Annotated in this window: 8 protein-coding genes; 5 read left to right on the forward strand and 3 right to left on the reverse strand. The window is 65.8% G+C overall.

Going from position 1 to position 12,485, the window contains the following annotated elements; genetic code table 11:
- Window positions 1–54 precede the first annotated feature (54 nt).
- Entirely contained in the window at window positions 55–906 is an 852-nt protein-coding gene (locus tag NET02_RS02060) for a M55 family metallopeptidase (protein WP_284055708.1), read from the forward strand.
- Window positions 907–943: 37 nt separating this feature from the next.
- Here the strand turns inward: NET02_RS02060 and polX are convergent, their stop codons facing one another.
- On the reverse strand, window positions 944–2,716 hold the full coding sequence (gene polX, locus NET02_RS02065; protein ID WP_284055709.1) for a DNA polymerase/3'-5' exonuclease PolX: 1,773 nt from the start codon (window positions 2,714–2,716) through the stop codon (window positions 944–946).
- Window positions 2,717–2,827: 111 nt separating this feature from the next.
- A complete protein-coding gene (locus tag NET02_RS02070) occupies window positions 2,828–4,048 on the reverse strand; it encodes an MFS transporter (protein ID WP_284055710.1) in 1,221 nt (406 codons plus the stop codon).
- A gap of 253 nt (window positions 4,049–4,301) precedes the next feature.
- Between NET02_RS02070 and NET02_RS02075 the strand changes: the two genes are divergently transcribed.
- Entirely contained in the window at window positions 4,302–6,092 is a 1,791-nt protein-coding gene (locus tag NET02_RS02075; RefSeq protein ID WP_284055711.1) for a cellulase family glycosylhydrolase, read from the forward strand.
- Here the strand turns inward: NET02_RS02075 and NET02_RS02080 are convergent.
- A complete protein-coding gene (locus tag NET02_RS02080) occupies window positions 6,089–6,436 on the reverse strand; it encodes an MGMT family protein (protein WP_284055712.1) in 348 nt (115 codons plus the stop codon). The two genes, NET02_RS02075 and NET02_RS02080, sit on opposite strands and share 4 nt — an antisense overlap.
- Window positions 6,437–7,603: 1,167 nt before the next feature.
- Between NET02_RS02080 and secA the strand changes: the two genes are divergently transcribed.
- The 3 genes from secA to NET02_RS02095 all read left to right on the forward strand — a co-directional run bounded on the left by secA (window position 7,604) and on the right by NET02_RS02095 (window position 12,424).
- The gene (gene secA, locus NET02_RS02085) at window positions 7,604–10,213 is read left to right on the forward strand and encodes a preprotein translocase subunit SecA (RefSeq protein WP_284055713.1); all 2,610 of its coding nucleotides are present in this window, start codon (window positions 7,604–7,606) and stop codon (window positions 10,211–10,213) included.
- A 231-nt stretch (window positions 10,214–10,444) separates the two neighbouring features.
- The gene (locus NET02_RS02090; RefSeq protein WP_284055714.1) at window positions 10,445–11,155 is read left to right on the forward strand and encodes a response regulator transcription factor; all 711 of its coding nucleotides are present in this window, start codon (window positions 10,445–10,447) and stop codon (window positions 11,153–11,155) included.
- A 129-nt stretch (window positions 11,156–11,284) separates the two neighbouring features.
- The gene (locus NET02_RS02095; protein ID WP_284055715.1) at window positions 11,285–12,424 is read left to right on the forward strand and encodes a sensor histidine kinase; all 1,140 of its coding nucleotides are present in this window, start codon (window positions 11,285–11,287) and stop codon (window positions 12,422–12,424) included.
- The last annotated feature ends 61 nt before the right edge of the window (window positions 12,425–12,485 follow it).

The following is a 12,485-nucleotide window of genomic DNA, read 5'->3' on the forward strand; positions in this document are numbered from 1 at the left end:
CTGCACCCGATGAGACCCGTGGCTTCAGAGAGCAGACCAGGGAAGGAGGTGGCGATGAAGGTTCTGATCTCGGCAGATATGGAGGGTACGGCCGGCATCGTGGCGTGGGAACAGGTGATCCCGCCCGAGCTCGCGGTATGGTCGCGCCCGGCCCCCTCGGAGTACGAGTGGGCCCGCCGGCTGATGCTGGCTGAGGTCAACGCCGCCGTCCGCGGGGCCCGGGCGGCTGGGGCGACCGAGATCATCGTCAACGAGGCCCATGATGGGATGCGCAACTTGCGGCCGGATGAGCTGGATCCGGACGCCTGGTTGATCAGCGGATCGCGCAAGCCGCTCTCCATGATGGCTGGCCTGGATGAGAGCGTCGACGCGGTGATCTTCACTGGCTATCACGCTCGTGCTGGGACGCCCAACGGGGTGCTGGCGCATACATGGACGACCTGGGTACGCGATGTGCAGTTCGGCGATGTCTCGGTGGGCGAGTACGGGCTGAACGCGGCGGTGGCCGGCCATTTCGGCGTGCCGGTGGTCATGGTGGCCGGCGACGAGCAGGCGGTGCGCCAGACTCAGGAGCTGCTCGGTGAGGCCGTCGTCGGGGTAATCGTCAAGTACGGCCTGGGTATGACGGCGGCGCGGCATCTCCACCCGGCGCGGGCCTGCGCCGCGATCGAGCAGGGGGCCCGGCTGGCAGTCAGCCGGGCGAGGGAGATCCCGCCCTATCGACCAGCGTATCCCCTGCCAGTCACGGTCACGCTCGATAATGCCGAGGCGGCGGACCTGGCCTGCAACGTTCCCGGTGTCGAGCGAGCCGGAGACACGAGCGTGCGTTACCTGGCCGAGGACGGCCTGAAGCTGTACCGGCGCTGGCAGGCAGTGATGCAGGCGGCTGCCGGGGCCACGCGCTGACGGGTATCGGGCTGCCGTCGACCGCTCGCCGCCTGGCTTACCGGTAGGCTGCGCGCCGCTTCAACCAGGCGAGGAGGTCGGGGAGCGGTCGCGTGTTCACTACGTGCCGGGCCTCGACCCAGCCGCGCCGCGCGGTTGCAACGGCATAGCGCATGTTCTCCAGTTGCCGAACGGAGTGGGCGTCGCTGTTCGTTGCGAGGGGCACGCCCAGTTCCGTCGCGCGTCGAGACCAGACATCGTCGAGGTCGAGCCGGTCAGGTTGCCCGTTGATCTCGACCGCGACTCCGTGCTCGGCAGCGGCCTTTAGAACCGGCTCCAGGTCGATGTCGTACGGGGGCAGGCTCGGCAGCAAGCGACCAGTCGGATGGCCGAGGATATCCACGGCCGGATGCTCGATCGCCCGGAGCACACGCGCGGTCATCCGCTCGCGCGAGAGCTCGAACGCGCTGTGGATCGACGCGGTAACGATGTCGAACAGCTCGAGTACCTCGTCCGGGTAGTCGAGCGTGCCGTCGGGCAGGATGTTTACCTCGGCGCCGTGCAGGACGCGGAACGGGGCGTACCGCTCGTTCAGCTCGTCGACGAGTTGGCGCTGCTTCCGTACCTGTTCGGGGGAGAGCCCGCGGGCAACGGCCAGCGACTGGGAGTGGTCCGAGAAGGCGAGGTACTCGTAGCCACGCGCGATGGCGGCTTCGACCATCCGCTCGGGCGCGTCGTGGCCGTCGCTCCAGTCGGTGTGGGCGTGGAGGTCGCCCCGGATCTGCGACAGCTCGACGAGCTGCGGCAGGCGATGCTCTCGCGCTGCCTCGATCTCGCCGCGGTTCTCACGCAGTTCCGGTGGAACCCATTGGAGCGCGAGCGCCTGGTAGATCTCCTCTTCGGTGCGACTGGCAAGCCGTTGGCCGCCCTTATCGAACAGCCCGTATTCCGAAAGCTTCCACCCACGCTCGGCGGCAAGCCCACGCAGGGCGATGTTGTGCTCTTTCGAGCCGGTGAAGTACTGGAGGGCCGCGCCGTAACAGTCCGGCTCCACGATCCGCAGATCGACCTGGAGACCCTCGCGAGTGAGAATCGAGGGGCGTGTCGGGCCGGTGGCCAGGACTTCCCGTGCGATCGGGAGCTGGGCGAAAGCGTGGCTGACCTCCGGTGGCTGTCGTGAGGAGACAAGAATGTCGATATCTCCGATCGTCTCCTTCATGCGGCGAAGACTGCCGGCCGGCTCGATCGCCTCCACTGCGGGGTGCCTCCTGAGCAGCGCTGCGACCTCTTCGGCGATCGGGAGCGCCACCCCCAGTAGCAGCCTTCGGGTGCGCTGGGCCAGCCGGGCCGCCTCGCGGGCGATGCGCTCCTCGACCTTTGGGCCGAAGCCGGGGAGGTCGCGGAGCCGGTGCTCCTGTGCCGCCCGCAACAGCTCGGAGATGGTGGTGATTCCGAGCGTCTCGTAGAGACGGTGAGCGCGAGCCGGACCGATGCCGGGCACCTCTAGGAGGTCGACTGCTACCTCCGGTACCTCCTGCTTGAGCTCCTCGTAATAGCGCAGGCGTCCGGTCTCCAGGTATTCCTGGATCTTGGCGGCCAGGGCTTCGCCAATGCCCGGGATATCGTCGAGCCGGCCCTGCCGCGCGATCTCCTCGATATCCTCGGAGAGAGCGCGGATGTTCTGCGCCGCGGTGGTGTACGCGCGGATGCGGTACGGGTTCTCGTCTTTGAGCATCAACAGCTCGGCGATGGTCTCCAGGAGCTGGGCGACTTCCTCGTTGCGCCGCATGGCCGTGCCTCCCTGCTGGCCCAGCGTCTCGCATCCATACATAACTATGCTCCAGGCGCTCGCGGCGCAGGCATCATCGGCGAAGGGAGTACCCGACCGTGCTGTCCAGCGTGCGGTGGACGCAATCTATGCGCGCTCAGTTGCGGGGCTGCCTTACTTGCCCGATACCGGTGGGATCAGCGGGATGAAGAGGAGCCCTAGAAGCGAGACCCAGGCCGACCACCAGAAGGCCGGCTCGATGCCGATCAGGTCTGCCAGCGCGCCGAAGCCGAGGGCAGCCAAGCTCTGCGCGACGAAGCTGGTAGCCAGCGTGAGGCCAGCGACCGGGCCTCGAGCCTCGGGCATGATGTCGTTAGCCAGCGCCAGGGTCACCGAGCGGGGCGGCATCGCGGCTAGGCCGATCAAGACGATGAGCCCGAGCACTGCCCACGAGCCGTTTTCGAGCGCCAGGTAAACGAGCGTCAGCGGCGCGGTCAGAAGAGCCGACAGCGCCAGCGTTGGCCGGCGTCCCAGCCGGTCGGAAAGCGTGCCGCCGATCAATCCACCGATGATACCGCTAGCATAGAGCGTCGAGAGCGCGACACCTCCGTAGAGGTCGCTGTGGCCGCGGGTTTGCAAGAGTTTCACCAGGAAGAACGTCATTGGCGTGACCGAGACGGTGTTGAGCGCTGTGACTCCCAGTAACCCCGTCATCGGCAGCCAGCGCCGGCGCAGTAGTCGCCGAAGAGGCTGCTCCCCTCGTCGCTGCCTGGATGCCTCGTCGCCGGCTCGCGTGTCGAGCGTCAAGTAGAGAGTGACGGCGGCGACGAGGCCGACAGCCATCACGACGGCCGTGTCTTCGAGGGTGAGGAACGCGATGGCAGCGGTGATCAGTAGCGGCCCGAGCGTGCGGGCTAGCTCGCCTCCCGTCATGAAGATCGCCATCGCGCGACCGGTGTGTCTCCCGCCGAACTCGCCGACCAGCGCGACCGCCGGAGCGTGGAACGCGGCTGAAGAGATGCCCGAACAAAGAAGGAGCAGCACGACCACGGCGAAGTGTGGTGCCAGCCCGACGAGCGAGAGCGACACAGCCGCAGTCGCTGGGGCCAGGATCACGAACCAGCGCCGGCTGGTGCGGTCGGCCAGGTAGCCGATGAAGGGCTGGAGGATGGACGGCATCTGTTGGGCCGGCACCATGAGGCTGGCGACCGCGAGGGGGATGGACAGTTTCGTCTGCACGGCCGGTACCAGCACGCCGAGGAAAGAGGGGTAGAGGTCGTGGGCGAAGTGTGCCCAGGCCATCAGCGCGACTCCCTTGCGGTCGTAGACCGTGCCGTACTCGTCGCGCGCGGCCAGTCTGCCGGTAGCCGCTCGCGGAATCGCGCTGTGGTTCATACCGATCCCTCCCCGGGGCGCCGCTCCTCGCTGCCTGGACCCAGAGCTGCGAGCGGGCGGCCGCGTGCCCAGAGTATAAGTCACATCGGGGTATCGAGGGTCAGCTCGCTGGCCGGGTTCGATTTCGCCAGTCTACGATTACGCCGATCGCGCGTCCGGGCGAGGTTAGGGGCGCTGCCGCTCAGGACGGTGCGTTCTATCGGATCGCAGTGAGTGCGAGCAGGCGAGGGTGTGGCGCGGTAGAGGAGAGCCGTTGCGAAGCGAACTGGCGGGAGTAACGAACGCCACGCCGCCACGTCAGCGGCCTGAAGCGGGCCGAGCCAGGCCGACGATGCGGGGGCTGGTCGAACACCGTCTGCTGCTCGCCGGCCTGCATCTGCTGGTGATCCTCGGTCTGCTCGCCTCGTTCGCCGCGAGCGTCGTGGCAAGCCGCTACTTCACCCGAGGCGTCGAGACAGGCGAGGCTGGGCCGGCGATTCCCTATACCGATTTGAATCCCCTGGGCATCAACACGTTCCTGCAAGACGAGCCCGACCCCGAGATGGTGCGCCGCTCGCTCGACATGATCGCAGCCGCTGGCTTCACCTATATCCGCCAGCCGTTCTTCTGGTACGAGATCGAACCCCAGCCCGATGTGTACTGGGATTACAAGTGGAACGTCAGCACTTGGGAGAAGTACGACCGCATCGTCGAATTGGCCAATGCACGCGGTCTGGAGATCATTGCCCGGCTGGACAAGCCGCCGCGCTGGGCACGGGAGGGCCAGCCGAACCTCGATCAGTTCCCGGACGGCCCTCCGACCCGGATCGAGGACTACGCGGACTTCGTCGCGACGGTGGTGAGCCGTTACCGCGGCAAGATACGTTACGTCCAGATCTGGAATGAGCCGAACCTGCAGGGGGAGTGGGGCGGCCAGCCGATCGACCCTGCCGCTTTCACGGAACTCCTCAAAGCGGCGTATCTCGCAGCCAAGCAGGCCAACCCCGACGTGGTCGTGTTGATGCCCGGCCTCGCTCCGACCGATCAGACCGGCCCGGCAAACCTGAGCGACCTGCTCTTCCTTCAGGGCATGTACGATGCCGGGGCGGCGGACTACTTCGACATCGCCACCGCGATGGTCTACGGCTACGGGTACAGCCCGTACGACCGTCGAGTGGGCTTCGAGCGCAACAATTTCTCCCGAGTGATCCAGCTCCGGGAGATCATGGTTCGGAACGGCGATGCCGACAAGCCGATCTGGGCTGTCGAATACGCTTGGGTATCGCTGCCTGAAGGCTGGCAGGGACGCCCATCGGTGTGGGGCGAGCCCGTCAGCGAGGAGGACCAAGCGCGCTATCTCTACCAGGGGTATCTGCGTGCCCAGCGCGAGTGGCCCTGGATGGGCGTGATGTGCGTTTGGTACTTCCGCTGGCCGATCCCCCCTGATGACCCTGTCAACTGGCCCGATCCGACCCGCGGCTTCGCCATCGTCAACTGGGACTTCACCCCGAGGCTGGCCTACGATGTCCTGGCCCGCGCGCGGCCGGTGCTCGACCGCGCCTGGACAGGTCTCTACCTCGCCGGCAGCCGCTACCTGCACCACGACGGGGGCTGGCGCTCGGACGAAGGGGACACCGGGCCGCTGCTGCGGCCGCAGCAGGCTGGGGAGACGCTCCGCATTCCATTCGCTGGGCCACGGCTGGACCTGCTGATCAGCGGCCCTGGTCAGGGCTTCGCGGTCACGATCGACGGCGTGCCACCCGCCGGTCTCCCCCGCGATGAGCAGGGGCGAGCCGTGGTGCGCGCGGACGCGGCCGGGCTCGCGCGGGTCACGGTCGCCAGCGGGCTGGACGATGGCCCGCACGTCGCCGAGCTGACCGCGCTGGCTGGCGGTGACAGTTCGGCGGCGCTGGCCGGCTTCGCCGTTGTAAGGCGTTCACCGGTGGCCCAGGCGCTTCCGCTCGTGTTCGGGGCGATCGGGGTCGCGCTCGCGCTGAATCTGGCCTCGCTCGGCCTGAACCTGCGGCATCCGCCCGCGCCCCCTGTCGGACGCGGCAGCCGCTAGCCGGACTGATCGAGCTCGTCGAGCGGATCCCACAGGTGCTTCTCCAAGTCGACCTGGTACTCGTCGACGAAGGTGACTCCTTCGTCCTCGAGCAGCGCGCGCATGACCGCCGGGTGGCCCCAGGCCCAGCCGCCGGTCAGCTCGCCGTTGCGGTTCACCACCCGGTGGGCAACGTCGGAGACTTCGGGTGGGCTGTGGTGCAGGAGCCAGCCGACCATGCGAGCCGAGCGAGCGGCTCCGGCGGCCCGGGCGATCCGGCCATAGGTGGTCACCCGGCCTGGCGGGATGCGGCGCACCAGGGCGTAGACGCGCTCGGCGAAGTCTGGCGGCTCTCCCCCGCTCATCGCTCGTCCCCTCTCTGCGGGCCGCTTCAAGCAGCCCAGCCCGTTACGAGGAAAAACCAGGCGGGCTGTACCTCTGCAGTCCGCCTGTCCTTTCGTCGGCGGGCCGCAACCTGCCAGCCCGCACGGTACATTGCGGCCCGCTGGCTCCTGACCGGATCAACGACCGCAGTGTGTGTTGCACTGGTCACGAATTCCGGCCGCTGAGTGCCCCGTCTGTGGGATCTCGTATGGACGGGGGCTGCCGAAGAGTGGTTCCCAGAGGAAGAGCAGCACCCATGTTATGATCGGCAGCATGGCGAGGAAATACCATCGCCGATCCAGATCTGTGCGCGTGAGGACATACAATGGAATCAGCACGGTTAACAGAAAGCCTGCCCAACTGAACAGCAGCGGCGCAAGGAGAGCAAGAGCCAAAAGCAGGCTATAGAGTGTGCTCTGGCCATCGCGTGAGTTTACCATCTGCCCACTCCATTCCGGATGGTGCGGTGCGTTCTGAGCGTACGTAACCTAGCGCTGCCCCACATGTGCCTCGATCGACGGCGGTCAGTACCAACGCCATGTCGTGTTGTAGTCAGTTCGATACTGAGCCGATCCGTTAGCATACACACGCTGCTCAAGCCATGGATACTGATAAGTCCAACATTCTGAACCGAGGCATTGAGAGAAGCTGCCTTGGGTGAATGCCGTGTATGACCATGAGTCGATTCCTCCTGATGTTGAATCACCGATGTGGCCGTGGAATACCCAGGTGAAGTCGTGGATCTCTGCCCAGCGGTTGCGATAGAGCGACGTAATCGTGGACCCGTTCCAACACCACTCAATCGTCTGATGGTAACTCCACAATTTGCTACCGAACACACTGCTGTAACCGGTTCTCGTGATTCCGACAGACCAGCATCCGCTAACCTGAACTGAACCCCCTCCCGTTTGGGCCGGCAGAAGTCGGCGTTCGATTGTCTCGATAGTATAGACTTGGCGCAGTCCTTCGAGGATCGCACGCCGGTCTTCTGCGGGGAGCAGGGAATATAGCTATGCAGGTCAGGGTCGATGATCGCTCAACCCTGAAACATCGGCCGAGTCGCCGCGGGCTGGATGCGGGGAGTAGACTTGAGAGGCATGGATGCCAATGCATCCGCGAGAGATCACGATGCCTGGGGGACGACACCGATGCGAGGCTTGTTGACCAAGGTCTTCGGAGACCCGAACGAGCGAGAGCTGAAGCGGCTTCGCAAGGAAGTCGAAGAGATCAACGCGCTGGAGCCGTACGTTCAGAGCTTGAGCGACGAGCAGCTCCGGGCCAAGACCGACGAGTTCAAGGAGCGGCTGGCCGCCGGGGAGACGCTCGACGACTTGCTGCCCGAGGCCTTCGCCGTGGTGCGCGAGGCGGCCAGGCGAACCATCGGCATGCGGCACTTCGACGTGCAGCTCATGGCCGGCATCGTGCTGCACGAGGGCAAGATCGCCGAGATGAAGACCGGTGAGGGGAAGACGCTGGTCGCGACGCTGCCGCTCTACCTCAACGCGCTCGAGGGTCGCGGCTGCCACCTGGTGACGCCCAACGACTACCTCTCGCGGGTCGGCGGCGGCTGGATGGGCCCGATCTACCACTTCCTCGGTGTCTCGGTGGGCGTGATCACCCACGAGTTCGCTGGTATCTACGACCCCAGCTATATCGATCCGAACCCCAGCCCGGACGACCGGCTCAACCACTGGCGGCCTGTCTCGCGGCGCGAGGCCTACCTCGCTGACATCACCTACGGGACCAACAACGAGTTCGGGTTCGACTACCTGCGAGACAACCTGGTCTACCGGCCCGAGGACATCGTCCAGCGCGAGCTGAATTACGCCATCGTGGACGAGGTAGACAACATCCTGATCGACGAGGCGCGCACCCCGCTGATCATCTCCGGGCCAGCGCAGGAGACGGTGGACCGCTACTACCAGTTCGCCCAGATTGCCCGCCAGCTCCGCAAGGACGTGCACTACACCGTCGACCTCAAGCACCGGAACGTCACGCTTACCGAGGCGGGTATCGACAGAGTGGAGCGGTTGCTCGGCATTCCCGAGGGGCAGAGCCTCTACGACGACCGCTACTCCGAGCTGGTGCACTACCTAGAGCAGGCCCTCAAGGCCAAGGAGCTGTTCCACCGCGACAAGGACTACATCGTCCGCGACGGCGAGGTGATCATCGTCGACGAGTTCACCGGGCGTCAGATGCTCGGGCGGCGCTACAGCGAGGGCCTGCACCAGGCGATCGAGGCCAAGGAGGGTGTGCGGGTCCAGCGCGAGACGGTCACCCAGGCCACCATCACGTTCCAGAACTACTTCCGGATGTACCGGAAACTGGCCGGCATGACCGGAACTGCGGCGACGGAGGCGGAAGAGTTCGCGACGATCTACAACCTCGACGTCGTCGTGATCCCGACGCACAAGCCGATGATTCGAGTCGACCACCCGGATCAGGTCTACCGCACGGAAGAGGCCAAGTTCCGGGCGGTGGTGCGCGAGATCAAGGAGATGCACGCAATAGGCCGGCCGGTTCTGGTCGGCACGACCTCGATCGAGAAGAGCGAGTACCTCAGCATGCTGCTCAAGCGGGAGGGCATCCCGCACGAGGTGCTGAACGCCAAGCACCACGAGCGCGAGGCGCTGATCGTCGCCAAGGCCGGACAGCCCGGCGCGGTGACCATCGCGACCAACATGGCGGGCCGCGGCACCGACATCGTGCTGGGGCCCGGCGTGGCCGAGAAGGGTGGACTGCACGTCATCGGCACTGAGCGGCACGAGGCCCGCCGGATCGACAACCAGCTCCGCGGCCGCGCCGGCCGCCAGGGTGACCCTGGTTCCAGCCGGTTTTTCCTCTCGCTGGAGGACGAGCTGCTGCGGCGCTTCGGCTCCGACCGCATCACCGGGATCATGGACCGGCTCGGCATGGAAGACGACACGCCGATCGAGCACCCGTTGATCACCAAGACGATCGAGAGTGCCCAGACCAAGGTCGAGGGTTACAACTTCGACCTGCGCAAGCACCTGGTCGAGTACGACGACGTGGTGAACAAGCACCGCGAGGTGATCTACGCCGAGCGGCGCAAGATCATCCGGGGCGAGAACCTGCGCGAGAACGTGCTCGACATGGTGCGGCGGCAGATCGAGCACATCGTCGAGAGCAGCACCGAGTCAGAGCGGTTCGGCGAGTTCGACCACGAGGAGATGCTACGAGGCTTCGCTGGCCTGCTCGGTGACACCGACGGCCTGACGCCGCGAGATCTCGAGGGCCGTGCGAAGCCGGAGCTGATCGAGTTCCTCTACGGCCGGGCGCTGGCGCGCTACGAGAAGCGCGAGCGCGAGATGGGCGAAGAGACGATGCGCACGCTCGAGCGCCTGGTGATGCTACGGGTACTGGACCAGCTCTGGGTCGAGCACCTGACCGAGATGGACCACATGCGGCACGGCATCGGGCTGCAGGCGTACGGGCAGCGCGACCCGCTGGTGGCCTACAAGACCGAGGGGTACCGGATGTTCCAGCAGTTGCTGCAGAACATCGAGTACGACGTGACGCACATGATCTACAAGGTGCAGATCCAGCCGGCGCTGGCGCGCCCGGTGATGCAGGCCGGCGTGGAGAACCGGTCTGGCGACGGGACGGCCCCAGCGCGCAAGAAGCAGAAGGTGGGCCGCAACGATCCCTGCCCTTGCGGGAGTGGAAAGAAGTTTAAGCATTGCTGTGGTGCCAGCGTTGGCCGGCCGGCAGGCGTGGCTCCCAGCCGGGGCGGCTGATACCACACCTCGCCTCGAAGCAGCCGAGATTGTGTCGCGCTCTCGGCCGGCCGGACCAAGTCCCCACCGGACGGGAGCGTCGCTGCCACCTGAACGAACGCGCCTACCCGCGAGCCTTGGGGCTACAATTGCTCTGCCGAGCAGGGGGGTGGGTCTGAGGCCACTGAGGAGATCGAGGCAGGTGGTGGACTCGCCCGTGCACGCTCGGCTCAGCGGCGAGACGGTAGCGTCATGTATGTGCTCTATGTCGTCGAGGACGATGCGGCGCTGCGAGAGCTCCTGAGCGAGGCACTCGCGCGCTACGGCTATGCCGTGCGCTCTGCGACAGGTGACGCCTTCACTCGGATCGCAACCGAGGTCGAGGAGATCAAGCCGCACCTCGTCCTGCTCGACGTGAACCTGCCAGTCTACGATGGTTTCTACTGGGCTCGACGCATCCGTGTGGTCAGCAAGCTGCCCATCCTCTTCATCTCGGTGCGTGGCGAGCCGCTGGATCAAGTGCGGGCGCTGGAGCAGGGCGGGGATGATTACATCGTCAAGCCGTTCCACCTGGAAGTACTGCTCGCCAAGGTCGAGGCCCTGCTCCGCCGCGCCTACGGCGAGCTGGCGGACGCCGGCGAGATGCTCGTGACCTATGCTGGGCTGCGAGTTGACCAGAGGCGGGGCGAACTGGTTTACGGCGAGCGTCATGTTTCGTTGACACCTACCGAGTTACGGCTGGCGACCCGGCTGGTCCAGGCCCGGGGGAAGCCCGTCTCGCGGGAAGATCTACTCGTCGTCGCCTGGAATGACGAGACGTTCGTAGATGACAACACGCTGACCGTCAACATCGCGCGGCTACGGCGCAAGCTCGGCGAGCTCGGCCTGGCAGATGCCCTGCAAACGATCCGCGGTGTCGGGTACCGCCTAGTTATGCCCAGTGATCTGATGGCTTCCGCTTAGCTTCGGCTGATCGCTCGTCCTGATCGCCGGAGCGGGGCTGTCCCAGGCAAGCATGAAGTTCTCCTTTGCGGCGAGACGATGAGGTCGTCCGACGCTCTCTCTCGACGAGCGATCTGGAAGGGGTGCGCCGTGGGTCAGGTGAGGATTCGGAAGAGTCGCGCTGCTGCGACCCGCTTCGTGTTTGGCTACGCGCTCGATCACTGGCGCTACGTTCTTCCGACGTTACTCGGGCTCGCGCTGTCCCTTTCAGTGTTCGCGCTGGCCGCTACCCTGAGTAGCCCGCCATACCATGCATGGGACGTGACCTATGCTGCACTACTTGCCCTCATCGGGCTCGTTTTCGGCTTGAGTTGGGATGCTCTCGCGCGCTACCAGGACCGGATGCGACTGGAACGGATCGCCAGTGTTGAGGATGTGGAACAGGTCACGCGATGGCTCCCGCCGGCGCATGCGACGACCGCCGATGCCGAACAGTGCTTCGCTGCTATCCGGGCCTGTGACAGGGCCTGGCGGAATCACCAGGCGAGCACCCAAGAGCGGGTCTTCTTCTACACCACCCTAGCCGCCCGCGCGGTCCACAGCATGAAGACTCCGCTCCAGGCACTGGCGCTCCTGGTGCAGGCGGGCGAGCACGCGGCGCAGGACGGCCGGCTCGAGCGCGAGTGGCCGGAGCTGGCGCGCCGTGCCTGGGCCGAGCTGCGCCGGCTCGATGGTCTCGTGTCACAGGTCCTGCACAGCGTTCGCCTGGAAGACTTCGCCCGCGATCTTGTGCCCGAACGAGTCTCGTTGCCCGCGCTCGCGCGCGAGGTCATCAACGCCTTCAAGCACGACTGGGTGATCCGTGGGATCTATCCTCGCCTGGAAATAGACGGAGATCCAGAGACCTACACCGTGTTCACCGACCGCAAGTGGTTGCGGCTGATCCTGGAACAGGTCACGCGTAACGCATTGCAGTATGGCCGGTCGAGCTTTACCGTCCGCCTGGCGAGGGATGGAGAAGATGCAGGCTTCCGGTTGGAGATGCGCGACGACGGCGAGGGGATGCCTCCGGAAGACCTGGCTCGGGCCTGTGAGCCGTTCTACACCGGAGCCCAGGGGCGCAAGGTTGCTACGGCCACCGGCATCGGACTCTACCTCGCGCGTGAGGCCGCGAACCGCCTGGGCTTGCGTCTGTCCCTGTCTTCCTGGCCAGGTGGTGGGACGACGGTAACGCTCACTTTTCCCCGGGCGCAGTACTTTGCCCCGGAGCATGCACGACTGCCCGGCTAGACATCGCGTGGCCCCATCGCTCCGATTTCGCTCCCAGATGACGAAACTGTAAGCCAGCGTC

It is taken from the genome of Thermalbibacter longus (assembly GCF_023806485.1).
Lineage (GTDB): Bacteria > Chloroflexota > Chloroflexia > Thermomicrobiales > Thermomicrobiaceae > Thermalbibacter > Thermalbibacter longus.